The following is a 24,193-nucleotide window of genomic DNA, read 5'->3' as shown; positions in this document are numbered from 1 at the left end:
CCAGACGATGCTGCCAGAGGATGTTGCGATCCGCCTATTGAGAGGATGACGGTCGTGTAAAGGGTTGCTAGGATCCGCGCCCCGGTTGCGGAGCATGGTCGGGCTGGGGTCGGCGGTGGCAGTTCGTGTCACCGGCCGTCACCCTGCGAGGATCAGATGGCCTTACGCACTGTGACAATGACCGCATTGACGAGACTCGCGCTCCGCCCTTGATCGACTCCACGCCGCTGCCATGGCGGTGTCGGTAGGACCCGGATGCCGCGATGCCGGCGGCACGGAGTCGATCTCCAGACGAAGCGAGCCGGGACCCCGTACGGGAGTTCCGGCTCGCTGGTCGTACCGGATGGTCAGCCGGCGGTGCGGGCGATGCCGACCGGGCAGCTCAGCCCGTTGGGGCCGTGGTTGCAGTAGCCGTTCGGGTTCTTGGTCGGGGCCAGGTACTGCTGGTGGTAGTCCTCGGCCAGGTAGTAGTGGCCGAGCCGGTCGATCTCCGTGGTGATCTCACCCTTGCCGGCGCGCGCCACGATCGGCGCGAACGCGTCCCGGGACGCCTGCGCGGCGGCGAGCTGCTCGTCGGTGGTCGTGTAGATCGCCGACCGGTACTGGGTGCCCACGTCGTTGCCCTGGCGCATGCCCTGCGTCGGGTCGTGGTTCTCCCAGAAGACCTTGAGCAGGTCCTCGTACGCGATCTTCGAGGGGTCGTACACGACCTGCACGACCTCGGCGTGGCCGGTACGGCCCGAGCAGACCTCCTCGTACGTCGGGTTCGGCGTGTAGCCGCCGGCGTAGCCCGCGGAGGTGGTGATCACGCCCGGCAGGGTCCAGAACAGGCGCTCGGCGCCCCAGAAACAGCCCATCCCGAAGACGGCGACCTGCGCCCCCTCGGGGAACGGACCCTTCAGCGGGGTGCCCAGCACCTCGTGCCGGTCGGCGACGGGCATCGCGATCAGACGGCCGGGCAGGGCCTGCTCAGGGGTGATCATCTCGGCCTTCATGCGGCGCAGGAACACGGTGGGGACTCCTCTCGTACCCTTCGCAGCCTGCAACGCCGGCAGACCCGTATTCCTTACCCGCCCCACGCGTACTCAGCCGCGGTCTCGTCGCCATTCGACTTGGCCCAAGACTTCCAGTGGACAAGTCGCTCAGGCCAGGCCAAACCGCACCACGACCGCCCCCACATCGCCGGTCTGGACGGCGCGTTCGTCGTCGCCACCACACCGGATGGCGACGATGTGGCGTATCTGGACAACCAACTTCAGGGGCACGTGGTGTCGCACGGCCCGGACGTACTATCGCTGCTGCGTACCTGGGAGTCGGTGCGTGCCGAGGCGCTTCCGCCCGGCAGAGCACCGAGCTGATCGAGGAGGCGGCACAGGTATGGACCTGACCGGGGCGGTGTGGGTGAAGAGCACGCGCAGCAGCGGCAACTCCGGGGACTGCGTCGAGGTCGCCGGCAACCTGCCCGGCGTCGTCGCCGTGCGGGACAGCAAGGACCGAAGCGGCCCGGTGTTGACCTTCCCGCCCGCCGCCTGGCGCGCTTTCGTCGCCACGCTGCCCACCCGGTGACCACTCCTCCGGCCGCCCACGCCACCTACCGGGGGCAGCCGACGATCATCGAGATCCGGCCCGACGCCGACGAGGCGCTGGCCCGGTCGCTGCTCGCGGTGCAGCACGCCGCGTACGCCGTCGAGGCTGCCCTGATCGGCGACGACCGCATCCCGCCGCTGCACGAGACGCTGGCCGACCTGAGCGCGGCGCCCCTGCGCTGGTTCGCCGCGTTCGCCGCCGACCTGCCGGACGACGGCTCCAGCGTGAGTCCCGGTGCCGGGCATCGACTGGCTGGCGCGATCGGCTGGACCGAGGACGAGACCACGGTCGACATCGACCGACTGGTCGTCGACCCGACGGCGCACCGGCGCGGCGTCGGGCGTGCCCTGGTGACCGCGGTGCTGGCTCACGCAGGCGCCCGCCGTGTCCTCGTCGCCACCGGGCGCGCCAATCGCCCGGCCCGCCACCTCTACGAGGCTCTCGGTTTCACTGCAATCCGGGACGAAGAAGTCATCCCTGATCTCTGGATCACCCGCTACGCGCGCCCCGCCTGAAGATCTTGGAAAGAAACGGCCCTTCCAGGGGCCGAAAATTTCCAAGATCTCGGACTAAACCACCGCTTTCAGCGCTGCGCGGATGCGGTCGGCGTAGTCGGTGGCATCCGCGTCGTTGGCGTAGCGGGTACGGGGCCAGAAGAAGCCGCGCAGGCCGTCGCCCTTGGTCCGGGGCACCACGTGGGTGTGCAGGTGCGGTACCGATTGCGAGACCTTGTTGTTCATCGCCACGAAGGTGCCGCCGGCGCCCAGGCCGGCCTCGACCGCGATGGCGAGCCGCTGGACCAGTCCGAAGTAGTCGGCCAGCGACTCCGGCGGCAGGTCCGCCAGCGTCACCAGGTGCGTGCGCGGCACCACGAGCACGTGGCCCTTGAACACCGGCCGGGTGTCGAGGAACGCCACCCCGTCCGGCTCGTCAATGACCCGGAACGCGGGTACCTCGCCCGCCACGATCCCGCAGAAAACGCACCCCGCCATCGCCCCAGGCTAGGCCCGCGTGCGCCGCCCCGCCCAGCGACGCCGCGCTTACGCTTCGGCGGCGCCGGACGGCTCGAACGCTCGTCAGGCTGGGTCGAGGTACGTGTCCCACTCGTCGTCGGCGACTCCGGTCGGACCGGTCTCCCCGTTGGCCACGCGCAACCGGATGTCCGCCTCCCAGGCGAGCGCCCACCCGCATAGCGCCTCGATGTCGGCCTCGCCGAGCCCGTAGGCCAGAAACGTCTCGTCGTCCAGCTCGCGGACACCACCGAGCCGATCAGCCAACTCTTCCAGCGAGAATCCGACCGTGTGCCGCGCGCCCAAGGACTCAAGCTCGTGCCAGCTGAGACGGTCATTCGCGGCGCGGATGTCGATGTAGTCGCGGTGAGCGGCGCGTTCGTGCAGTGCTCTCACCTTGAGCCCGACCGCGTCCTCGAAGGCGAGGACAGGACCGATGCTGAGTTGAGCCGGGGGCCCGATGGCCTCCTTCAGAAGATCGACCTCACAGGTCATCTGCTCCTTCGACACGATCAGCCGAGCCATCCGCGGGGTGGCCTCCACGATCCGAGCCGTGAACCCGGCGCCCATGTACGCGTCGGCGAGTCGAGCCGCCACTGTTGGGAGCGGCAGATTGGTCGCGGTCGCGAAGTCGACATCCCGGGAGGGTCGGTTGGTCAACTCATGTGCGGACAACGCGTAACCGCCGGCGAGCACCAGGTCGAGGTCATCGCCAGCGGTAAAGCCGATGTGCAACAGCCGCCGATGCAGGTCGTCCACGGTCAGGCAGCCAGGCCGGGCAGTCGTCGCTCCCAGAGCGTCACGAGCCGTCGGGCGGTCAATCGTCGGATCCGCGGCCAGTCACTGCGGAGCAGCCCGGCGTTGACGTACCGGATGATGTCATCGCGTTGGCCGCAGTCCAGCAGCGTGCGGTACAGCGTCAGCCGCTGTCGGGGATCTTCCACGTCGAACTCGGTCAGGCCGGACCAGGCCAGCCGCACCGGCAGGGCGACGCGGCCATGATCGGGGCCGGCCAGCAGGTCCAGCGAGGCCGGAATGCGGTCGGCCGCGCCGATCAGGCGGGAGGGCAGGGCGGTCGAACTCACCCGGCCAGTATCGCCCACCGGTCCGACACTCCGCTTCCACCGACCCGCGGGGTGGGTTCCATAGGCTGGGAAGGAGTGGACGACTAACGTTCCGGTAATGAGTCACGGCTTCGAGACGCTCGCCATCCACGCCGGCCAGGACCCCGAGGCCCGCACCGGCGCGGTGATCCCACCGATCTACCAGACCAGCACGTACGCGCAGGACGCGGTCGGCGCGCCCCGCCAGGGCTACGAGTACAGCCGCTCCGGCAACCCGACCCGCGACGCGCTGCAGGAGTGCCTGGCCGCGCTGGAGGGCGGCCCCGTCGGGCTCGCCTTCGCCAGCGGCCTCGCCGCCGAGGACACCCTGCTGCGGACCGTCTGCAAGCCGGGCGACCACGTGGTCATCCCCGACGACGCGTACGGCGGCACCTACCGGCTCTTCGCGAAGGTCGCCGAGCGCTGGGGCCTCACGTACACCCCGGCCAAGGTCTCCGACGCGGACGCCGTGCGGGCCGCGATCCGGCCGGGAAGCACGAAGATCGTCTGGGTGGAGACCCCCACCAACCCGCTGCTCGGAATCGCCGACATCACCGCCCTCGCGGCCGTGGCGCACGACGCCGACGCGCTGCTGGTCGTGGACAACACGTTTGCCTCGCCGTACCTCCAGCAGCCGATCGCGCTCGGCGCGGACGTCGTCGTCCACTCGACGACCAAGTACATCGGCGGGCACTCCGACGTGGTCGGCGGCGCGCTGATCGCCGCCGACGCCGGGCTCGGCGAGGAACTGCGCTACCACCAGAACGCGATGGGCGCGGTCAACGGCCCGTTCGACGCGTGGCTCACGCTGCGCGGCATCAAGACCCTCGGCGTACGCATGGACCGGCACTGCGACAACGCCGAGCGGATCGCCGCGTACCTCGACGGGCACGCCAAGGTCGGCCAGGTCATCTACCCCGGCCTGCCCGCGCACCCCGGCCACGAGGTGGCCGCGAAGCAGATGCGCCGCTTCGGCGGCATGATCTCCTTCCGCGCGGCCGGCGGCGAGGAGCACGCCGTGGAGATCTGCAACCGGGCGAAGCTCTTCGTGCTCGCCGAGTCGCTCGGCGGCGTGGAGTCCCTCATCGAGCACCCGGGCCGGATGACACACGCAAGTGCCGCCGGCTCGCCGCTTGAAGTTCCCGGCGATCTCGTGCGACTGTCTGTCGGCATCGAGACGGTCGACGACCTGCTCGCCGATCTGGAGCAGGCGCTGGGCTGACCGCGGGCTGGGGAGGGTGGCCGTGCAGGACATCATGCCGACCTGGGTGGGGGCGACCGCCAAGCAGATCGCCCGGGGCGTACGCCGAGGTGACGTCTCCGCCACGCAGGTGGTGGCCGACCACCTCGACCACATCGCCCGCGCCGACGCCGAGCTGGCCGCGTTCCGTGCGGTCCGGGGCGGCGAGGCGGTCACCGAGGCGGAGAAGGTCGACGAGCAGGAGGACCTGGCCAACCTCCCCCTGGCCGGCGTGCCGGTGGCGGTCAAGGAGAACACCGCCGTCGCCGGGCTGCCCACGTGGAACGGGTCGGCCGCCGTGCGTACCGCGGTGGCGGAGGCCGACCACGAGGTGGTCCGGCGGCTGCGCGGCGCCGGCGCGGTGATCCTCGGGGTGACCCGGATGCCGGAGCTGGGTCTGTGGGGCATCACCGACGACGACACCGCGGTCACCCGTAACCCCTGGGACCTCGGGCGTACCCCGGGCGGCTCCTCCGGCGGCGCGGCGGCTGCGGTGGCCGCCGGGCTGGTGCCGATCGCGCACGGCAACGACGGTCTCGGCTCGATCCGCATCCCGGCCGCCTGCTGCGGCCTGGTCGGGCTCAAGCCGGGCCGGGGCCTGGTGCCGTACCAGCTGGGTGCGAACGACTGGTTCGGCCTGGCCGAGCACGGGATGATCGCCACGACGGTCGCGGATGCGGCGGTCGGCTTCCAGGTGCTCGCCGGGCGCCGCCCGGAGAAGCTGGTTCCACCGCCGCGGCTGCGGGTCGGCGTGTCGCTGCGCTCCCCGGTGCGCGGTGTCTCGCCGGACGCGCCGAACCGGGACGCGGTCGCCGCCGCCGGCCGGCTGCTCGCCGCCGCCGGGCACGACACCGTGCCGGCCGACCCGGTCTACCCGACCGCGCTGGGCCTCAAGGGCATCGCGACCTGGTTCGCCGCGGCCGCCGCCGACGTCCGGGCCGCCGGCCTGGACCGGCGGAGCCTGCAGAGGCGCAGCCGCCGGCACGTCGCGTTCGGGGAGTGGGCGGACCGCCGGGGGTACGTGCGCGAGGCCGACCGGGCCGACTGGCGCGAGCGCTCGATCGGGTTCTTCACGGACCACTCGGTCGACCTGCTGCTCACCCCGGCGCTGGCCACCGTGCCGCCGGAGGCGACGAGCTGGTCGGCCCGTTCCTGGCGGGCGAACATGGTGGCCAACATCCGGTACGCCCCGTACGCCGCGCCGTGGAACATCGCCGGCCTGCCCGCCCTGGTGGTGCCGGTCGGCCGCCGCCCGGACGGTCTGCCGGTCGCGGTGCAGCTCGTCGGCCCGCCCGGCTCGGAACTCCTGCTGCTCGGCGTGGCCGGCCAGTTCGAGATGCAGGCTCCGTGGACCCGTCACGCCCCCGGCTATCCCCGCGTCGGAACGGGGTCGCCGGCCGCCGCATGATCGTTTAGCCTGCCGGTACCCTGCGATCGAGGACGGCCGGCAATGCTCTGCCCCACCTGCGACACCGACAACGACGCGCGCACCCACGAGTGCCTGACCTGCCGAACCCCGGTCGGCGCGCCGGTCCTGCATCCCGACGTCCGCGTCCGACCGGTGCGCGGTATCGGGCGGGCTGCGGCGGTGGCCGTCGGCGCCACCACCCTGGCCCACCTGCTGGCCGTTCTGATCGTGCCGGTGCAGGCGGCCATCGCCGCCGAGGCGGGCCGTCGGCTGGACGACGACCTCATCCTCACCGCGGGGCTGCTCGATCTCGTCGGGGTGCCGTACCTGCCGATCTTCGTGACCGCCGGCGTGCTCGTGATCATCTGGACCTGGCGGGCCCGGAAGAACCTGGACGCCTTCCCGGGCGCCGGGGCGAATCTCTCCGCCGGCTGGGCGATCGCCGGCTGGCTGGTGCCGTTCGTCAACTTGGTCGTGCCGTACCGGGTCGTCGCCAACATCGCCCGGGACAGCCTGTGGCGGCTCAGCACACCCGGCCTCGTGAAGATCTGGTGGGGCGCGTGGGTGGTGTTCCAGCTCGGCGAATGGTGCGCCAGCCGGCCGAGCATGCGGGACTACATGGCCCTGCCGGAGACCCCACGGACCGCGGCGGAGTTCCAGGCGTACGTCGACCACTACGTCGCCGCGACGGGTACCGGTCTTCCCCTGGCCGCCGTGCACGTGGTGGCCGGGGTGTCGCTGATCCTGCTGATCATCCGGATCTCCGCCGCCCAGGAGGCCCGGATCGCCCGGACCCTGCCCGCCGGCCCGATCCTCCCCGGCGCCACCGTCCCCGCGCCGTAACCCGCGGGTCGGGGGCGGGGCACGGGTGGGACGATCAGGGCATGACGGAACTGGTCAGCCTGGACGACGTACGGGCCGCGCGGGAGCTGCTCGCCGGTGTCGTCCGTACCACCCCCCTGGAGCCCTCCCGGCCGCTCAGCGCGGCACTCGGCGGGCCGACCTGGCTCAAGTGCGAGAACCTGCAACGCGCCGGCTCGTACAAGGTGCGGGGGGCGTACGTCCGGATCTCCCGGCTGTCCGAGGCGGAGCGGGCCAACGGCGTGGTCGCGGCGAGCGCCGGCAACCACGCCCAGGGCGTCGCGCTCGCCGCCGGGCTGGTCGGCACGCACGCCACGGTCTTCATGCCGGTGAACGCGCCGCTGCCGAAGGTGGCCGCCACCAAGGGGTACGGGGCGCAGATCGAACTCGTCGGGAGCACCGTCGACGAGTCGTTGGTGGCCGCGCAGACCTTCGCCGAGCGCACCGGGGCGACGCTGATCCACCCGTTCGACCACAAGGACGTGATCGCCGGGCAGGGCACGGTGGCGCTGGAGATCCTCGAACAGTGCCCGGACGTGAAGACGATCGTCACCGGCGTGGGTGGCGGCGGTCTGGTTTCCGGGATGGCGGTCGCGGCGAAGGCGCTGCGGCCGGACGTCCGCGTGGTCGGCGTGCAGGCGGCCAGCGCCGCCGCGTTCCCGCCCTCGCTGCTGGCCGGCGAGCCGGTACGCCTCCCGTCGTTCAGCACCATCGCCGACGGTATCGCCGTGGGGCGCCCGGGCGAGCTGACCTTCCTCCACGTCCGCAAGCTGGTCGACGAGGTGGTGACGGTCTCCGAGGAGGACATCTCCCGCGCGCTGCTCATGCTGCTCGAGCGGGGCAAGCAGGTGGTCGAGCCGGCCGGCGCGGTGGGGGTGGCCGCGCTGCTGACCGGTGCGGTCGAGGTGGAGGCCCCGGTCGTGGCGGTGCTTTCCGGCGGCAACATCGACCCGCTGCTGATGCTCCGGGTGATCGAGCACGGCCTGGCGGCGGCCGGTCGCTACCTGCGGGTCACCGTCCGGTGCACCGACCGGCCCGGCCAGCTCGCATCGCTGCTCAGCGAGATCGCCGAGCACCGGGCGAACGTCGTGGACGTCGAGCACCAGCGGGCCAACCCGCACCTGCGGCTCGGTGAGGTCGAGGTGGCGCTGTCGGTGGAGACCCGGGGCGTGGAGCACTCGGACACGCTGATCAGCGCGCTGCGGGCCAGCGGCTATCAGGTGGTCTTCGCCGGCGAGGCGTGACGCTCGGTCACATCGGGCCAGCGCCGCTTGACGTCGGGCCGGCCCCGGTCACTGCGGGCCAGCCCCGGATGCGCCGACGCGCCGGTGCCCTGGGCGGGCGCCGGCGCGTCGGGACGTTTTCGCTCAGCCGGAGAACGGCTCGAAGGCCACCACGGTCACCTTGATGTCGGCGCCGCTCGGGGCCGTGTAGGTGCAGGTCTGGCCGGGGCGGCAGCCGAGGATCGCCTTGCCGATGGCGGACTCGGGGCTGTAGACCGTCAGGTCGGTGGTCGACGCGATCTCGCGGGAGCCGAGCAGGAAGCGCTCGGTGTCGTCCTTGTCGTCGTCGAAGTAGATCGTGACGACCATCCCGGGCGCGACCGTGTCGGCGGTGGGCGCCTCGCCCACCTGCGCGGTGCGCAGCAGCTCCTTCAGGTAGAGAATGCGCCCCTCGGCCTTGCTCTGCTCCTCGCGGGCGGCGTGGTAACCGCCGTTCTCCCGCAGATCGCCCTCCTCGCGCCGGGCGTTGATCTCCGCGGCGATGACCGGCCGGTTGGCGATGAGTTCGTCGAGCTCGGCTTGGAGGCGGTCGTGCGCCTCCTGCGACAGCCAGGTGGCGGGCGCCTCGTTGCCGTTGGACACAGGCGGTCTCCTCAGTCGTGCGTGCTGGCTGACAGTGAACTTCCAAGTTACCAGTGACCACCGACAAGGAGTGTCGACGATCACTGACGCCGTCCGGAGGGCGGTCACGCCAGCACCGGCGACCGCCCTCCGGCGCCGGTGAGATGGGGATCGGCGCCGGTCAGGTCGGCGGTCGGCAGCGCAGCACCTCGCCGATGAAGGCACGACCGCTGGTCGCCAGCCGGTGCTGCTTGGTCACCTGCCGTTCACCGGGCCGCGCGGTCACGGTGACCTGCTCCCGGGCCACCTCGGCGCCGGCCCGGTCCCGGGCCCGCAGCACGCAGACCGCGGACCCGCCCGGCGGCACGGTGACCCGGAAGTCGACCAGCACCTGGGTGTCGGTGATCCCGGTGTAGGTGATGACGGTGGCGTCGTACTCGGGACTGCCGTACTGCTGGTAGAGCCGGACCGTGACCAGGCCCAGGACAGCGGCGAGGCCGAGCGCCAGCAGCCCGGCCACCAGCGGCCGGCGGCGGCCGGGCTCCCGGCGTCGCCCGTACCGGCCGGGTGGGAAGACCGGCGCGCCGGGTGGAATTGTGGCGTGCGTCTCGCTCACCGGCGGGTATCTCCTGGCGTCGTTGTCGGGGGCATCGGCAAGAATGGCAGAGTTCCATTCTCCCAGCCCGGTCCTGTCGTCCAGCATGGCAGGTCGGCGCCGGCGGGTTCCGGCACGGGGGGAGCAATCCGGCAGGTCAGCCGGGCGTCCCGGGACCGGGCCGCCGGGGCAGAGACGAGGAGCGCCGACGTTGGCAGAGCGACTGCGACTCATGGCCGTCCACGCACATCCGGACGACGAGTCGAGCAAGGGCGCGGCGACCACCGCGAAGTACGTGGCCGAGGGCGTGGACGTCCTGGTCGTGACGTGCACCGGCGGGGAGCGCGGCAGCGTGCTCAACCCGAAGATGGACCGGCCCGACGTCTGGGCCAACATCGCCGAGATCCGCCGCGCCGAGATGGACGCCGCCCGCGCGATCCTCGGTGTCGAGCAGGCCTGGCTCGGCTTCGTGGATTCCGGCCTGCCCGAGGGTGACCCGCTGCCGCCGCTCCCCGAGGGCTGCTTCGCCCTGCAGGACGTGGCCGAGGCCGCGGGGCCGCTGGTGCGCCTGATGCGCGAGTTCCGTCCGCACGTCGTCACCACGTACGACGAGGAGGGCGGCTACCCGCACCCCGACCACATCATGACCCACAAGGTCAGCGTGGCCGCCTTCGAGGCCGCCGGCGACCCGGAGCGTTACCCGGAGCTCGGCGAGCCCTGGCAGCCGCTCAAGCTCTACTACGACATCGGCTTCTCGAAGGGCAAGATCCTCGCCCTGCACGAGGCCATGCTCGCCGCCGGCCTCGAGTCGCCGTACGAGGAGTGGATCAAGCGGTGGGAGGACCGGGAGGACAAGGGCCCCCGGATCACCACCCGGGTCGAGTGCGCGGACTACTTCCCCGTGCGGGACGACGCGTTGCGGGCCCACGCGACCCAGATCGACCCGGACGGCTTCTGGTTCCACGTGCCGATGGAGCTCCAGCGGCGGGCCTGGCCCACCGAGGACTTCCAACTGGTCCGGTCGCTGGTCGACAGCCCGCTGCCCGAGTCGGACCTCTTCGCCGGGGTGCGCGAGACGGCACATGCCCGATAGGGCCTGTGATGTCGACATAGGCCCTGATCCGGCTCCGGGCTACGCTGGTTGCCAACCGCTCATCGGAGGAACGCCATGCTGACCGCTGCCCAGGTGCTCGCCCAGAACAACTTCGGGGACACCCGCACGGGTGGCCTGGCCGGGCCCATGGGCCTCTTCCTGATCCTGGTGCTGGCCACCGCCACCGTCCTGCTGATCCGCAACATGAACGCGCGGCTGCGCCGCCTGCCCGACCGGTTCCCGCAGCAGGCCCGGCCGGCCGACGCCGACCGGGCGGACGCGGCAGTCGTTGATCCGACAGACGGCGCGGAAGCGCAGGATTCATCGCCGAACCCGCCCAACGGGCTTTAGCAGCGCCGAAACGGCTAGTCCCCGCATGATTCACGTCCGAGCGGGTCGTCTCCCCCTGTTGCGGCCACCAGTATTGGCTTAGCCTTCCGCCGGGGGGACCGACAGACTCTTCGGCCGTGCGGGAGGGGGCGCCGATGACCAGCACAGCAGCGGCTGCCCGTCGTAGCTCCGCCCGGCCCGCCGCCGGAGCGGGTCGGTGACCTCCGCCTCGGCGGGGGAGTCGCGGGTCGAGGCCCGCGCCTCGTCCTCGCGGCTGCTCGTGCTCACCGTGGCGGTGGCGGTGACCGCCCTGGTCGCGGCCGCGGTGGGGCTCGCCCTCCCGGCCGGTCTGCCGGCCGACGATCCCTTCGGTGGGCCCGCCCGCTTCGGGTTCGCCGTCGCCGTCTTCGCGCTCGCCCAACTCGCCCGGCTCCGCTTCCGGGCCGCCGCCGGTGCGGTCAGCATCACCTGGGGCGAGGCTGCGCTCATCGTCTGCCTCCACCAGGTGCCGCCCGGGTGGCTCCCGGCGGCCACCCTCCTCGGTGTCGGGCTCGCCTGGGCGGGGATGTCCCTGTTCGGGGACCGCCAGCCGGTGCTGGAGACCGTCCGGATCGCGGCGTCCCTGACCGCGGCGACCGCCCTGGCGGTGTCGGTCACCACGGCCCTGGGCCGGCCGCTGCTGGCCGCGCCGACGCCCACCCTCGCGCTCGCGGTGGTCGCGGGCGCGGTCACCTACCTTCTCGCCAGCGCGTGGCTGGCCGGCGTCAGCCTCACGCTGCGAAACGGCGCCTCGCTCGGCACGGTGCTGCTCGCGGCGCTGCGCGGCAAGCTGCTGATGTTCGTCGGGAACGTCGCGGTGGGTCTGGTCGTGGTGGCCCTGGTCGAGCTGGATCCACGGTGGTTGCTGCTGTTGCCGCCGCCGCTCTGGCTGCTCCAGCAGACCTACCGGCACCGGCTGCGCGCCGACCAGGAGCGGCGTTCCTGGCGCGCCTTCGCCGAGGCGACGGCCGCGCTCAACCAGCTCGACGAGCGGGGGGTGGCGACCGCGGCCGTGTCCGGCGCGTTGACGTTCTTCCAGGCCGAACTGGTCGACGTGGACGTCACCCGCGGCGACGGGCGCTGGCGGCGCTACCGGGGCGACGCGGGCGGTCAGATCGTCGACCGGGAGGTCGGCGCCCCCGACCCCGACGAGGCGGACGACCGCGAGCTGGTCCGGACGCTCGCCGTCGGGGCCACGCAGGTCGGCCACCTCCGCGTCCGGTTCCCCCGCTCGGCGCCACCGAGCGACCGCGAGCGGGACGCGGTCGCCGCGTACGGAGACGCCCTCGCAGCGGCGCTGCACGACGCGGCGACCCACCGCGAGCTGCGCCTGGTCACCGCGCGGTCGTCGTACGAGGCGGTGCACGACGCGTTGACCGGCCTGGTCAACCGGGCGGCGATGCTGAGCAAGGGCGACCAGGCGCTGCGGCAGCTCGCGCACGACCACCCGGTGGCGCTGCTCCTGCTGGACATCAACCAGTTCAAGGAGGTCAACGACACCCTCGGGCACGCCGCCGGCGACCAGCTGCTGCGGCTGACCGCCAACCGGCTGGGCGCGCTGGCCCGCGCCGGGGACCTGCTCGGCCGCCTCGGCGGCGACGAGTTCGCCGTCCTGCTGACGTCGGTCCCGGTGATCGGGGACCGCGCGGCCCCGATGGCGTACGCGCTGCGCCAGGCCCGGGAGATCGCCGAGCGGCTCGCCGCGCCCACGGAGGTGGCCGGCGTACGGATGTCGGTGGAGGTCTCGGTCGGGGTGGTGGTCGCCGACGCGGGCACCGCCGACATGACGGAGCTGCTGCGCCGCGCCGACATCGCCATGTACCAGGCCAAGGAGGGTGGCGGCAGCGTCGCCGCGTACGACTCGACCCGGGACGCCGCCAGCACCGACCAGCTCGCCCTGCTGGCCGAGCTGCGGGAGGCGCTGGCGACCGACGACCAGCTGGTGCTGGCCCTGCAACCGGCGGTCGACCTGGCCACCGGGGCGCCGACCGGCGTGGAGGCGCTCATCCGGTGGCGGCACCCGCGCCGGGGCTGGCTGAGCCCGCACGACTTCATCCGCCCGGTGGAGAACAGCGAGCAGCTGGGCACGTTCACCCGGTACGTGCTGGACAAGGCGCTCGCCGTGGCCGCGCAGTGGGCCCAGGAGGGCCTCGACGTGCCGATCTCGGTGAACCTCTCGGCCCGCAGCCTGCTCGACCCCCGGCTGCCGGCGGAGATCGCGGACGCGTTGCGCCGCCACCAGGTGCCGGCGCGCCGCCTGGTCCTGGAGATCACCGAGACGGTGGTGATGAGCGAGCTGGAGGTCATCGACGAGGTGCTCGCCACCCTGCGCGAGATGGGCGTGCAGCTCGCCGTCGACGACTTCGGCACCGGCTTCTCGTCGCTGACCTTCCTCACCCGGATCGCGGTCGACGAGTTGAAGGTGGACCGGTCCTTCGTGATCCGGATGGCCGACTCGCCGGAGGCGGCGGCGATCGTGCGGACCACCGTCGGGCTGGCCCAGGAGCTGGGGCTTCGGGTGGTCGCCGAGGGTGTGGAGACCGCCGAGCAGCGGTCCGCCCTGGCCGAGCTGGGCTGCACCGCCGCGCAGGGCTACCACTTCTTCAAGCCGATGCCCCCGGACAAGATCGGTGCCGTCCTCGGCACCCTGTTGGACGAGGCCCGCCCCAATATCTTCCCCCTCCGCGCCGACGACGCCTCCTGACCCTCGACGGCACCCGCAGACTGTTGATCATGAGGTTAGCGGCAGTCGGAGAGATCGACATCGCCGCTAACCTCATGATCAACGCCGGTGGGTGCTCAGGCGCGGGGGAGGACTGTCGGGACGACGGTGGGGAGGGCGGCCCAGTCGGCGGAGGCGATGCTGGCGTGGCGGGCGGCGAGTTCGGCCACCCTCGCCCGGGCGGCGTCCGGGTCCGCGCCGACGGCGGGGGGCACGTTCTGGGCGTCCGTCATGATCAGTAGATAGTTGTTGGCGGAGTACCAGGCGGTGTCGATGCCGCCGGTGACGTACGCCGTCGCGTCCCCGTCGAAGACCACGAACCAGGGGCGCAGGGTGGTGTCGGCGTACCGGCTGCGGGGGTCGCCGGCCTGGGCGCGGTGCACGGCCGGGAACGCCTGGGCCCGGGCCAGGGTGCCGGCGGTGGCGAGGGCGGCCAGGTGGCGGGCGTACTCGACGTCGGTCCACAGCACGTCGGTCGGGTTGCCCTCCTCCACGGTGCCGGGGATCAGCTCGACGATCACCTTCCCGGCGAGCTGCGCCCGGGTCGGCCAGGCGTCGGCGCGGGCGGCGGCGTCCAGGGAGGGGTACGCGCCGCGCAGCTGGGCGGGGGTGAACACGCGGTCGCCGAGCCGGGCGGCCAGCACCGCGTCGAGCTGGGCCGGGCCCTGCCCGGTACGGCTGCTGAAGCCCGTCTTCAGCTCCAGCTTCAGGATCAGCGGCCCGGCGTCCGGGTGGGCGGCCAGCCAGAGCCGGATGTTGTCCAGGCAGTGCTCCAGGTTCTTGTTCCGGGTCCCGGTGTAGAGCTGGGCGGCGCTGGTCGCGGCGACGCAGTTGTTGTCGTTGCCGAGCGGGTTGGAGTGGCTGACCCGCCACTGCCGGGCGAAGATGTCCGGCCACACGTCCAGTTCGATCATCCCCGGCCGGGCGTCGAGCGCCTGGGCGAGGTAGGTGTACGTCGACTTCTCGTACGCGTTGTGGGTGCCGACGGCGGTGGTCGCCGAGACCCGCGTGGCCGGGTCGACCGCCGCCTGCGCGGGGGTGGGGGTGAGCAGTGCCGCGGCGAGCGTGCCGGCGGCGAGGACGGACAGGAACGGGAGTCTGCGCATCGGCGGTGTCTCCTCGGGTCGGGGATGCCTGCACAGATCCAAATAGATAAATGTGAACGACGGAAGGCGGGCCGCTGACGGCGGAGCGGACAGCGCCGGCGCTGGTTATGGTCGTCGGGTGAACCGACTCGCTGACGCCACCAGCCCGTACCTGCTCCAGCACAAGGACAACCCGGTCGACTGGTGGCCGTGGTGCGACGAGGCGTTCGCCGAGGCGAAGCGGCGCGACGTGCCGGTCCTCATCTCGGTCGGTTACGCGGCCTGCCACTGGTGCCACGTCATGGCCCACGAGTCGTTCGAGAACGAGCAGGTCGGCGCCCTGATGAACGAGAACTTCGTGTCCATCAAGGTGGACCGTGAGGAGCGCCCGGACGTCGACGCCGTGTACATGACCGCCACGCAGGCGATGACCGGGCAGGGCGGCTGGCCCATGACGGTCTTCGCCACCCCGGACGGCACCCCGTTCTTCTGCGGCACCTACTTCCCGCGGCCCAACTTCCTCCGCCTGCTCCAGTCGGTCACCACGGCGTGGCGGGACCAGCGGGACGCCGTACTCCGGCAGGGGGCCGCGGTGGTCGAGGCGATCGGCGGCGCCCAGGCCGTCGGGGGTCCGTCCACCCCGCTCACCGCGGACCTGCTCGACGCCGCCGCCGTCCAGCTCGCCAAGGAGTACGACGAGACGCACGGCGGCTTCGGCGGCGCGCCCAAGTTCCCGCCGCACATGAACCTGCTCTTCCTGCTGCGGCACCACCAGCGCACCGGCTCGGACCGGAGCCTGGAGATGGTCCGGCACAGCTGCGAGGCGATGGCCCGCGGTGGCATCCACGACCAGCTCGCCGGGGGCTTCGCCCGCTACTCGGTGGACGCGCACTGGACCGTGCCGCACTTCGAGAAGATGCTCTACGACAACGCGCTGCTGCTGCGGGTCTACACGCACCTGTGGCGGCTGACCGGCGACCCCATGGCGCGGCGGGTCGCCCGGGACACGGCCCGCTTCCTCGCCGACGAGCTGCACCGGCCGGGCGAGGGCTTCGCCTCCGCGCTGGACGCGGACACCGAGGGCGTCGAGGGGCTCACGTACGTCTGGACGCCCGGCCAGCTGGCCGAGGTGCTGGGGGACGAGGACGCCCGCTGGGCGGCCGACCTCTTCGACGTCACCGAGTCCGGCAGCTTCGAACACGGCACCAGCGTGCTGCGGCTGGCCCGGGACGTCGACGACGTCGCGCCGGAGATCCGGCAGCGCCGGCAGGACGTCGTGAGCCGGCTGCTGGTCGCCCGCGACGCGCGCCCCCAGCCGGCCCGCGACGACAAGGTGGTGGCCGCCTGGAACGGCCTCGCGATCACCGCGATCACCGAGTTCCAGCAGGTCGCCGCCGGGTACGCGCAGGACGCCCCGGGCGACGACGCCAACCTGATGGAGGGCGTCACGATCGTCGCCGACGGGGCGATGCGGGACGCGGCCGAGCACCTGGCACGTGTGCACCTCGTGGACGGGCGGCTCCGGCGTACGTCCCGGGACGGCCGGGTCGGCGAGTCCGCCGGGGTCCTGGAGGACTACGGCTGCGTCGCCGAGGCGTTCTGCGCGATGCACCAGCTCACCGGGGAGGGACGATGGCTCGCCCTGGCCGGCCAGCTCCTCGACGTGGCCCTGGAGCGGTTCGCGGCGCCCGACGGCGGGTTCTACGACACCGCCGACGACGCGGAGCGGCTGGTGACCCGGCCGGCCGACCCGACCGACAACGCCAGCCCGTCCGGCCGGTCGGCGATCGTCGCGGCGCTGGTCGCGTACGCCGCGCTGACCGGGGAGAACCGGTACCGGGAGGCGGCCGAGGCGGCACTCGCCACCGTGGCGCCGATCGTCGCCCGGCACCCCCGCTTCACCGGGTACGCGGCGACCGTCGGCGAGGCGCTGCTCTCCGGGCCGTACGAGGTGGCCGTGGTCACCGACGACCCGGCCGGCGACCCGCTGGTGCTGGCGGCGCACCGGCACGCCCCGCCCGGTGCCGTGATCGTGGCGGGCCGGCCGGACCAGCCCGGGGTGCCGCTGCTCGCCGACCGGCCGACGGTCGAGGGGCGGCCCACCGCGTACGCCTGCCGCGGTTTCGTCTGCGAACGCCCGGTGACCGACGTGGCCGACCTGGTGGCGCAGCTCACGGGCCGGTAGGCCGGCGGCGGCCGAGGGCACCGGCGGGCGGGGCGGCGAACCCTCCCGACGGGTGGTCGGGGGCCGGGCGGCGGCGAGACGGAACCGCAGCCCGGATAGGCTGGCGCCGCTATGGATTCCCGTACCGGTCTGCCCGTTGTCGGCATGGTGGGCGGCGGCCAGTTGGCCCGGATGACCCACCAGGCCGCGATCGCCCTCGGCCAGTCCCTGCGCGTGCTCGCGCTCGCCCCCGACGACGGCGCCGCCCTGGTGGCCGCCGACGTTCAGTACGGCGACCACACCGACCTCGCCGCGCTGCGCACGTTCGCCAAGGGCTGCGACGTGGTCACCTTCGACCACGAGCACGTCCCCACCGAGCACATCGCCACGCTGACGGGCGAGGGTGTGAGGCTGTTCCCACCGGCCGAGGCGCTGGTGCACGCGCAGGACAAGCAGGTCATGCGGGAGCGCCTGGGGTCGCTGGGCGCGCCGAACCCGGCCTGGCGGCCGGTCTCGACCCCCGCCGACCTGGTGGCCTTCGGTGCCGAGGTCGGCTGGCCGGTGGTGCTCAAGGCGGCCCGGGGCGGGTACGACGGCCGGGGCGTGTGGATGGTCGACGACGCGACGCAGGCGGCCGAGCTGGCCGCCACGCTGCTCGCCGGCGGGACGCGGCTCATCGTCGAGGAGCGGGTGGCGCTGCGCCGGGAGCTGGCCGTGCAGGTGGCCCGGTCGCCGTTCGGGCAGGTCGCCGCGTACCCGGTGGTCGAGACCGTCCAGCGCGACGGGATCTGCGTCGAGGTGCTGGCCCCCGCACCGGACCTGCCGGAGGAGCTGGCGGTCGCCGCGCAGCAGCTCGCCATCGACCTGGCCACCGCGCTCGGCGTGGTGGGCCTGCTGGCGGTCGAGCTGTTCGAGGTGGCCGACGCGACCGCGCCGACGGGCAGCCGGATCGCCGTCAACGAGCTGGCGATGCGCCCCCACAACTCGGGGCACTGGACGATCGAAGGCGCCCGGACGTCGCAGTTCGAGCAGCACCTGCGGGCGGTGCTCGACTACCCGATGGGCGACACCTCGCTGACCGCGCCGGTCGTGGTGATGGCGAACGTGCTCGGCGGCGAGCCCGGCGGCATGTCGATCGACGAGCGGCTGCACCACCTGTTCGCGGCCGAGCCGGGCGCCAAGGTGCACCTGTACGGCAAGCAGGTGCGCCCCGGCCGCAAGATCGGGCACGTGACGGTGCTCGGCGACGACCTGGACGAGGTACGGACGCGGGCCGCGCGCGCCGCCCGCTGGCTGCGGGAGGGGCGCCCATGAGCACGGTCGGCCTGATCATGGGCAGTGACTCGGACTGGCCGACGATGAAGGCCGCCGCCGAGGCGCTCGACGAGTTCGAGGTGCCGTACGAGGTCGGGGTCGTCTCCGCCCACCGCACCCCGGTCAAGATGATCGAGTACGCGCGTTCCGCCGCCGACCGGGGCCTCAAGGTGATCATCGCCGGGGCGGGCGGTGCGGCCCACCTGCCGGGCATGGTCGCCTCGGTCACGCCGCTGCCGGTGATCGGCGTCCCGGTGCCGCTGAAGTACCTCGACGGGATGGACTCGCTGCTGTCCATCGTGCAGATGCCGGCCGGCGTGCCGGTGGCCACGGTGTCGATCGGCAACGCCCGCAACGCCGGCCTGCTCGCGGTCCGCATCCTTGCCGCCGGCGACCGCGCCCTGCTCGACCGCATGTCGGCCTACCAGGCCGGCCTGGAGCAACTCGTCGCCGACAAGGAAGCGGCCCTCCGCGCCTCCCTGACCTGACTCCCCGTCCCCGCCCCCCGCCCTTCCCGCCCCGCCCCTCCCGCGTCGATCTTGCACTTTGGGCCCCTGAAACGCGGCTTATGCCCGGTTAGCCCGGGCAGGAACTGCAAGATCGGCACGGCAGGGCGCGGCGCCGGCACACTGCTCCGGAAGGGTACGTGCGGCGCCGGCACGCTGCTCCGGAAGGGTCGGTTCGGCGCCGGCACGTTCTGCTCCACCTCGACGAGGATCCAATGACCCTCGAGTTCACCGCATGCCGCGGAGGGCGGTCTGGAGGCGTTCCTGGGCCCGCCGGCGCCGTTCGTTGCTGGCGCCGAGGATCAGCAGCAGGATCCCGACCGGGATCAGCGCGAGCCACGGGCCGAGGCTGAACAGCGCGTGGATGGCCGTGATCGCGGTGACCGTCGCACCCACGATCACCGGCGCCTGCTGCTGGCTCATCGAGCCGAAGATCAGCACGGCCACCGCACCGAGCAGCAGCAGCACCTGCCGCAGCGTGCTGGTGTCGGTGGCCAGCACGATCGCCAGCGTGGGCACGAAGGCGGCCACCAGCGCCGGGCCGTACGCCACCCAGCTGCTGATCTCGCGGTGCTGGCGCAGCTCCAGCACCCCGACGAGCAGGGCCAGCGCGGCGAACGGCAGCGTGTACGCCTCGGGCAGCGCGACGGCGGCCACCCGCATGAGGATCCACCAGGCGGTGATCTCGCAGATCACGACCGCCCAGAACAGGATCCGGCGTTCCACCGGGCGGCGGGCGGGCCGGGCCGCCGCCACCCCGAGGACGGCGCCCCAGGCGGCGAGCAGCGCGGCGATGTGCCGGGGCGAGTCGTACGCGAGGGCCAGGGCGATCAGTGCGGCCGCGTAGCCGCTCCACTCCACCGTGGCCGCCTCGCGCTGGGCCTCCGGGCGGCGCAGGCGGGGCAGCGTCGCCGCGAACACCTGGAGGGCCGCGCCGACGGCCAGGACGCCGAACGCGGACCACACCGCCGCGAGGCCGGCGACCAGGCCAGCGGTGAGCACGAAGAGCTGCGCCATGAGTGAGGCGAACAGCCAGCCGAGGATGCGGGCCCGCTGGGTGGTGCCGAAGAGCGCGGCCACCGTGCCGACGCCCACGGCGCCGCCCAGCGTGAAGAGGGTCAGCTCCCGGGTGGCGAGGCTGCCGGCGAGCCCGGCACCGCCGGCGGCCAGGCCGATCACGAAGACGAGCACCCGGGCCAGGCGGATCGAGCGGGCCCGCTCGACGAGGGCCGGCGGCGGCGTGAGGGCCAGCCCCAGCATCGAGATGGTGAAGACCGCCAGCCCGGCGAGGGTGGTCGCCCGCCAGCCGATGCCCAGGGCCACGGGCGTGATGAGCAGGGTCACCGCGGTGCCGGGCAGCACCACCGGCACGGCGCGGCTCCGCCGGCCGCCGCTGAAGCCGACGGCGGCCAGCGCGGCGGTCGCGGTCAGCAGCAGCGCGGTGAGCACGTGCGTCGGGTCCACCGCCTCGGGAGGCGGGGTGAGCAGTTCCGCCGGCGGCCCCTGCCAGATCCGGCTGAGGGTGCGCTGCGGCTCGACCAGCGCCACGTAGAGCGCGGGCGCCAGGGAGACCAGGGCGAGCACCGTCGGGAGCGCGGCCGCGGCGAGCGCTCCGGCGGCCGGGCTGATCCGCCAGCGGCGCGTGCCGGTCTCCGGGAAGCGCCGCAGGGCGCCGTCGAGGAGCACCGACCACCGGCGGACCGGTGCCGCCGCGCCGGCGGGCGGCTCGGTGGCGGCGCGGACCAGTTCGGCGAGGACGCCGAGCAGGGCCGCGGCGGCGGCGTACACCCCGACCGGCAGACCGCTGGGAGCGGCGGCGAGGGCGCTGACCGTGGCGCCGCCGACCACCGCGACGCTCGCCCAGGGCAGGTACTGCGGCACCTGCCGGCGGACGGCGGCCACGGCGGCCAGGCCGAGGCTGGACGCGGCCAGTGCGGCGGTCAGCACGACCTGCGGCGATCGGCCGAACTCGGCGGCCAGGGCGGCCACCGCGCCGGGCAGCGCGAGCAGCGCGGCACCGGCCGCGGCGCCGCCGATCTGGGCCAGGTGCGACGGCATCCCCTCGGTGTGGATGTCGTCCACCTGCGGCGTCGCCAGAACGCGGGCCAACGCCGCCACCACGACGCCGATCAGGGCGATGCTGCCGAGCGCCAGCGCGGTCGTCCACGGCCGCACCAGACCGGCGCCGGCCGCGTGCAGCGCCACCACACCGGCCACGACGGCCCGGGAGAGGGCGGCGCGCGGGTCGACGGAGGCCACCGACGCCATGCCGTACGCGGTGGCGACCGTCGCACCGACCAGCACCGGCGACCACCACGGCAGCGCGAACGCGGCGGGCGCACCGACGGTGGCCAGGACGACGGCGGCGCCGGAGACGTCGTACCGCCACGGTGGCGGCAGCAGCACCGCCGCGGCGACGGCCAGCAGCACCAGTGCGACCGGTGCCTGCCAGGTGGAGCCGCCGGTCGGGGCGGCCGGCCAACCCGTCAGGTCACCGGCCCAGATCGGCCCGGGGGTGGCGAGGACGCCGAGGCCGCCGCGCAGTGCCGACCAGCCGGCCAGCAACCCGACGAGCACGCCGCCGACGACGAGACCGAGGGTCGGCCCGCGCCGCCACTCCTCGGGCAGGGCGCGGGCGGCCATGGCGACGACCAGCACCAGCCCGGCCGCCACCGCCAGCTGCCCGCCCGGTGCGATGACGGCGGCGATCCGGAGCAGGGTGGCGATCAGCGCGGCGGTCACCGCCGCGGCGGCGAGGTCGGATCCGTCCAGGGTGAGGTCGGAGCGCCGGCCCGCGTCGATGGACGGCGCGAGGAACAGCAGCACGGCGGCGACCAGCAGCAGCGCACCGACCCAGGCGTCGGCGGCGGTGGTGCCGGGTGCCCCGAAGGCGGCGGCTGCCACCGCCAGCGCGCCCAGACCTGTGCCCACGGCCAACGGAACCGGCAGGTGCCGCTGCGACACCTGCACGATGGCGGCGTACCCGAGCGTGACGCAGACGGCGAGGAAACTCGCGGCCAGCATCGGCACGGTCACCTCGCGCAGGTCGGCCGGCGTGAGGGTCGGGCCGGTCGGCGCGGTGGCGGCGACGAAGGCGGCCACGGCACCCGGCAGCGCGAACGCGGCACCGCCCGCCGCCCACGCCGACACGGTGTCCGCCGGGGCGGGGGCGAGGCGGACGCGGGGCGCCACGGCGACCAGCACCCCCGCCGCGAAGAGCGTGAGCAGGACGGCGGCCGTCAGCGCGGGCCGGATCAACCCGGCCCCGGCGCCGAAGAGCCCCAATCCGGCGGCGGTCGCGGCGTGCGCCAGCGCGGCCCGCTCGGTCCGCGCCGACAGGCCGAGCACCCCGATGCCGATCGCGGCGAGCACCATCGGCCAGGGCGCCGCCGCCCACCCGAGCCCGAACGACGCCGGTACGGCGAGTGCGGTCAGCGCCACGCCCACGACCGCGAACTCCCGGCGGATCTCGGACGGCAGGGCCACCACGGCGGCGACCGTCAACAGCAGGGCGCTCGCGGCGAGCTGCCCGGTGACCGGGCCGGCCGCGGCGGCCAGCTCGGCCGCGTACCGGTCGAGGTCGGCCGCCCACGCCGGCTGCGCGGCCCGGACCGGGGCCACCCCGGCGCGCAGGGCACCGCCGGCCACCACCACGCCGCTGACCGTCAGCGCGATGGCGGAGGCGAACTGCGGCCCGCGCCGGGCCGCCTCCGGGACCGCGCGTACGGCCACGCCGGTGACCGCGATGACCGCGGCGATGAGCAGCAGCGACCGGCCGGGCAGTGCCACCGAGACGATCCGACCCAGCGCACCGATCACGGCGAGGGTGAGGATGCCGGCCCCGACGTCGGGCAGCGGGGGCCGGCCCAGGCCGAGCGCCCCGACGAGGCAGACCGCCGCGGCGAACAGCAGCGCGGCACCCGCGCCGGTCGCGGCCGGTACGGTCGTCGCCCGCAGCAGCGCGGTGACGGCGTACGCGAGGGCGACCGCGACCGCGGCGGCGTGCAGGCCCCAGGCCAGCTCCCGCAGCCACGGCACCGGGCGGGCGGCCGGGGCGTCGCCGTCCGCCACGGGGCCGCCGAGCACCTCGTCCGCCTCCTCGGGGGCGCCCTCGGGCCGGCCCCCGCCCCGGCGCTGACGCGGCGGCACGGGGGTGCCGTCCGGCCGCTCCGGTGCTTCCTCTGGTGTGGCGGCCGCAGGCGCCTCGGGCAGGTCCCGACGGACCGGTCGCTCCACGGTGACCGGTGAGCGGGCCAGCCAGAGGTCGAGAGCGGCAACCAGGGTGAGCAGCACCGCCCAGCCCGCAGGCCCGGTGACCCGGTCGTACGCGAGCAGCGGCAGTACGGGTTGGGCGGCCAGCACGGTGGCGAACCGGGGGGCGCGCAGCCCGGTCCAGCCGGCGTACGCGAACGACACCCCGGACGTCACCGCGAAGATCACCCCGGCGAAGACGGCGCCGCTGGCACCGCCGTTGCCGATGCGGTCCACGGCCCACAGCGCGTACCCGGCGAGCGGCACCAGGAGCAGCCCCACGGCGGAGATCGTCTCGGCGGTGGAGGTCAGCCCACGCCGGGCCAGGACCGGCGGGGCGAGCAGCATCAGCACCGTCGCGAGGAGCAGCACGCCCAGCCGGGCGAGCGCGTCCATCGAGCTGGTCGCGACCGCGGCGAAGACCACCGCGGCGACCCCGAGCAGCAGCGCGCCGAGGCCGAGCGGGATGTTCTGCACCTCGCGGCTGGACGCCTCCGGCGGGTGCTCCGGGTCGTCGGCGTCGAGCCAGTTGGCCGTCGTACGCGGTGGCGGCGCGTCGGCCGACCCCGGCGGGGTGCCCTGCCGGGGCACCCGCGGCGGCGCGCCGGTGGCGGCGGTCGGCGGGCGACGGCCGGGCCGGCGGCGCAGCACCCGGCGCGGCCGGGTGGCCTGCTTGAGCCGCTCCTCACCGGCGTGGGCGAGGATGTCCCGCTGGAACAGGGCGGCCTGCATCTTGGCGGCGATCTGCCGCTGCTCGCGGGCGATCTCGGCGTCGCGCGCCTTCATCTCCGCGATGGACCGCTCGATCTCCGCCAGGTGTTCGAGCCACTGTGGCTGCTCCGCCCCGCAGTGCGGGCAGCGGACGGCCGGCTGGATCTCCCGGCCGCACGAGGAGCACTGAAAGCTCGCCACGACACCCCTCCACCCGCACTGTGGACCTCCACTGTCGCAGCATGCCCAAAGCTGGCGCGGATTTCGACAGTTGTCGGCGGGTCCGGGGTGACGATCGTCGGCGTACGCGATGACGGCCGGCCGCGGAGC

21 protein-coding genes are annotated in these 24,193 nt (G+C 73.8%); 13 read left to right on the top strand and 8 right to left on the bottom strand.

Annotation, left to right across the window (positions count from 1 at the left end):
• Window positions 1-347: 347 nt before the first annotated feature.
• The gene (gene msrA / locus ACTMS0_RS00400) at window positions 348-1,010 is read right to left on the bottom strand and encodes a peptide-methionine (S)-S-oxide reductase MsrA (RefSeq protein WP_441153048.1); all 663 of its coding nucleotides are present in this window, start codon (window positions 1,008-1,010) and stop codon (window positions 348-350) included.
• Window positions 1,011-1,112: 102 nt separating this feature from the next.
• On the opposite strand from msrA, the gene ACTMS0_RS00395 reads away from it, so the two are divergent.
• The 3 genes from ACTMS0_RS00395 to ACTMS0_RS00385 are packed head-to-tail and all read left to right on the top strand — an operon-like array spanning window position 1,113 to window position 2,102.
• Window positions 1,113-1,358, top strand: a complete 246-nt coding sequence (locus ACTMS0_RS00395; RefSeq protein ID WP_441153047.1) for a Scr1 family TA system antitoxin-like transcriptional regulator — start codon at window positions 1,113-1,115, stop codon at window positions 1,356-1,358.
• A gap of 19 nt (window positions 1,359-1,377) precedes the next feature.
• Window positions 1,378-1,566, top strand: coding sequence for a DUF397 domain-containing protein (locus ACTMS0_RS00390; RefSeq protein ID WP_441153046.1), 189 nt, complete (start codon window positions 1,378-1,380; stop codon window positions 1,564-1,566).
• Entirely contained in the window at window positions 1,563-2,102 is a 540-nt protein-coding gene (locus ACTMS0_RS00385) for a GNAT family N-acetyltransferase (RefSeq protein ID WP_441153045.1), read from the top strand. The genes ACTMS0_RS00390 and ACTMS0_RS00385 overlap by 4 nt, the downstream gene beginning before the upstream one ends.
• A 54-nt stretch (window positions 2,103-2,156) precedes the next feature.
• On the opposite strand, the gene ACTMS0_RS00380 is transcribed toward ACTMS0_RS00385, so the two are convergent.
• The 3 genes from ACTMS0_RS00380 to ACTMS0_RS00370 form a co-directional block, all read right to left on the bottom strand.
• On the bottom strand, window positions 2,157-2,579 hold the full coding sequence (locus ACTMS0_RS00380) for an HIT family protein (protein ID WP_441153044.1): 423 nt from the start codon (window positions 2,577-2,579) through the stop codon (window positions 2,157-2,159).
• A gap of 84 nt (window positions 2,580-2,663) precedes the next feature.
• Complete coding sequence (locus ACTMS0_RS00375; RefSeq protein WP_441153043.1) at window positions 2,664-3,356, bottom strand: nucleotidyl transferase AbiEii/AbiGii toxin family protein; 693 nt, start codon at window positions 3,354-3,356, stop codon at window positions 2,664-2,666.
• 2 nt (window positions 3,357-3,358) lie between these two features.
• The gene (locus ACTMS0_RS00370) at window positions 3,359-3,682 is read right to left on the bottom strand and encodes a hypothetical protein (RefSeq protein WP_441153042.1); all 324 of its coding nucleotides are present in this window, start codon (window positions 3,680-3,682) and stop codon (window positions 3,359-3,361) included.
• Window positions 3,683-3,779: 97 nt separating this feature from the next.
• Here ACTMS0_RS00370 and ACTMS0_RS00365 point away from each other — a divergent pair, with 97 nt between their 5' ends.
• The 4 genes from ACTMS0_RS00365 to ilvA are packed head-to-tail and all read left to right on the top strand — an operon-like array spanning window position 3,780 to window position 8,453.
• Window positions 3,780-4,922, top strand: coding sequence for a cystathionine gamma-synthase (locus ACTMS0_RS00365; protein WP_441153041.1), 1,143 nt, complete (start codon window positions 3,780-3,782; stop codon window positions 4,920-4,922).
• A 16-nt stretch (window positions 4,923-4,938) separates the two neighbouring features.
• Window positions 4,939-6,348 (top strand): amidase, encoded by a 1,410-nt coding sequence (locus ACTMS0_RS00360; RefSeq protein WP_441153040.1) that lies wholly within the window; start codon window positions 4,939-4,941, stop codon window positions 6,346-6,348.
• A 42-nt stretch (window positions 6,349-6,390) separates the two neighbouring features.
• Window positions 6,391-7,191: a DUF4328 domain-containing protein gene (locus ACTMS0_RS00355; RefSeq protein ID WP_441153039.1), complete on the top strand. Its 801-nt coding sequence runs from the start codon at window positions 6,391-6,393 to the stop codon at window positions 7,189-7,191.
• A gap of 41 nt (window positions 7,192-7,232) precedes the next feature.
• A complete protein-coding gene (gene ilvA / locus ACTMS0_RS00350; protein ID WP_441153038.1) occupies window positions 7,233-8,453 on the top strand; it encodes a threonine ammonia-lyase in 1,221 nt (406 codons plus the stop codon).
• A gap of 123 nt (window positions 8,454-8,576) precedes the next feature.
• Here ilvA and greA read toward each other — a convergent pair whose 3' ends face one another.
• Both greA and ACTMS0_RS00340 read right to left on the bottom strand, forming a co-directional pair.
• Window positions 8,577-9,074: a transcription elongation factor GreA gene (greA, locus tag ACTMS0_RS00345; RefSeq protein ID WP_366600070.1), complete on the bottom strand. Its 498-nt coding sequence runs from the start codon at window positions 9,072-9,074 to the stop codon at window positions 8,577-8,579.
• Between the two features lie 160 nt (window positions 9,075-9,234).
• A complete protein-coding gene (locus tag ACTMS0_RS00340; RefSeq protein ID WP_441153037.1) occupies window positions 9,235-9,669 on the bottom strand; it encodes a DUF4307 domain-containing protein in 435 nt (144 codons plus the stop codon).
• Window positions 9,670-9,859: 190 nt separating this feature from the next.
• Between ACTMS0_RS00340 and mca the strand changes: the two genes are divergently transcribed.
• The 3 genes from mca (at window position 9,860) to ACTMS0_RS00325 (ending at window position 13,814) form a co-directional block, all read left to right on the top strand.
• Complete coding sequence (gene mca, locus ACTMS0_RS00335; protein WP_441153036.1) at window positions 9,860-10,741, top strand: mycothiol conjugate amidase Mca; 882 nt, start codon at window positions 9,860-9,862, stop codon at window positions 10,739-10,741.
• A gap of 75 nt (window positions 10,742-10,816) precedes the next feature.
• Window positions 10,817-11,092, top strand: coding sequence for a hypothetical protein (locus ACTMS0_RS00330; RefSeq protein WP_441153035.1), 276 nt, complete (start codon window positions 10,817-10,819; stop codon window positions 11,090-11,092).
• A 196-nt stretch (window positions 11,093-11,288) separates the two neighbouring features.
• Window positions 11,289-13,814 (top strand): putative bifunctional diguanylate cyclase/phosphodiesterase, encoded by a 2,526-nt coding sequence (locus ACTMS0_RS00325; protein ID WP_441153034.1) that lies wholly within the window; start codon window positions 11,289-11,291, stop codon window positions 13,812-13,814.
• A 95-nt stretch (window positions 13,815-13,909) separates the two neighbouring features.
• Here the strand turns inward: ACTMS0_RS00325 and ACTMS0_RS00320 are convergent, their stop codons facing one another.
• Window positions 13,910-14,938 carry a phosphatidylinositol-specific phospholipase C domain-containing protein gene (locus ACTMS0_RS00320; RefSeq protein ID WP_441153033.1) on the bottom strand — a complete coding sequence of 343 codons (1,029 nt, stop codon included), beginning with the start codon at window positions 14,936-14,938 and terminating at the stop codon, window positions 13,910-13,912.
• A gap of 118 nt (window positions 14,939-15,056) precedes the next feature.
• On the opposite strand from ACTMS0_RS00320, the gene ACTMS0_RS00315 reads away from it, so the two are divergent.
• The 3 genes from ACTMS0_RS00315 to purE all read left to right on the top strand — a co-directional run bounded on the left by ACTMS0_RS00315 (window position 15,057) and on the right by purE (window position 18,883).
• The gene (locus ACTMS0_RS00315; RefSeq protein ID WP_441153032.1) at window positions 15,057-17,102 is read left to right on the top strand and encodes a thioredoxin domain-containing protein; all 2,046 of its coding nucleotides are present in this window, start codon (window positions 15,057-15,059) and stop codon (window positions 17,100-17,102) included.
• A gap of 111 nt (window positions 17,103-17,213) precedes the next feature.
• Window positions 17,214-18,395, top strand: coding sequence for a 5-(carboxyamino)imidazole ribonucleotide synthase (locus tag ACTMS0_RS00310; protein ID WP_441153031.1), 1,182 nt, complete (start codon window positions 17,214-17,216; stop codon window positions 18,393-18,395).
• Window positions 18,392-18,883, top strand: coding sequence for a 5-(carboxyamino)imidazole ribonucleotide mutase (purE, locus tag ACTMS0_RS00305; RefSeq protein WP_441153030.1), 492 nt, complete (start codon window positions 18,392-18,394; stop codon window positions 18,881-18,883). The genes ACTMS0_RS00310 and purE overlap by 4 nt, the downstream gene beginning before the upstream one ends.
• Window positions 18,884-19,129: 246 nt before the next feature.
• On the opposite strand, the gene ACTMS0_RS00300 is transcribed toward purE, so the two are convergent.
• The gene (locus ACTMS0_RS00300) at window positions 19,130-24,064 is read right to left on the bottom strand and encodes an SCO7613 C-terminal domain-containing membrane protein (protein WP_441153029.1); all 4,935 of its coding nucleotides are present in this window, start codon (window positions 24,062-24,064) and stop codon (window positions 19,130-19,132) included.
• Between the last annotated feature and the right edge of the window lie 129 nt (window positions 24,065-24,193).

The sequence above is a fragment of the Micromonospora sp. H33 genome, from assembly GCF_052068455.1.
Classification (GTDB): Bacteria; Actinomycetota; Actinomycetes; order Mycobacteriales; family Micromonosporaceae; genus Micromonospora.
The sequence above is the reverse complement of the archived record's forward strand: the minus strand, read 5'-3'. Positions and strand labels throughout refer to the sequence as shown.

What these genes read in the sequence shown, in the direction of transcription:
- ACTMS0_RS00390 (WP_441153046.1), top strand. Translation starts at nt 1,378, where the DNA reads ATGGACCTGACCGGGGCGGTGTGGGTGAAGAGCACGCGCAGCAGCGGC.
- ACTMS0_RS00380 (WP_441153044.1), bottom strand. Translation starts at nt 2,579, where the DNA reads ATGGCGGGGTGCGTTTTCTGCGGGATCGTGGCGGGCGAGGTACCCGCG.
- ACTMS0_RS00365 (WP_441153041.1), top strand. Translation starts at nt 3,780, where the DNA reads ATGAGTCACGGCTTCGAGACGCTCGCCATCCACGCCGGCCAGGACCCC.
- ACTMS0_RS00355 (WP_441153039.1), top strand. Translation starts at nt 6,391, where the DNA reads ATGCTCTGCCCCACCTGCGACACCGACAACGACGCGCGCACCCACGAG.
- ilvA (WP_441153038.1), top strand. Translation starts at nt 7,233, where the DNA reads ATGACGGAACTGGTCAGCCTGGACGACGTACGGGCCGCGCGGGAGCTG.
- ACTMS0_RS00330 (WP_441153035.1), top strand. Translation starts at nt 10,817, where the DNA reads ATGCTGACCGCTGCCCAGGTGCTCGCCCAGAACAACTTCGGGGACACC.
- ACTMS0_RS00320 (WP_441153033.1), bottom strand. Translation starts at nt 14,938, where the DNA reads ATGCGCAGACTCCCGTTCCTGTCCGTCCTCGCCGCCGGCACGCTCGCC.
- ACTMS0_RS00310 (WP_441153031.1), top strand. Translation starts at nt 17,214, where the DNA reads ATGGATTCCCGTACCGGTCTGCCCGTTGTCGGCATGGTGGGCGGCGGC.
- purE (WP_441153030.1), top strand. Translation starts at nt 18,392, where the DNA reads ATGAGCACGGTCGGCCTGATCATGGGCAGTGACTCGGACTGGCCGACG.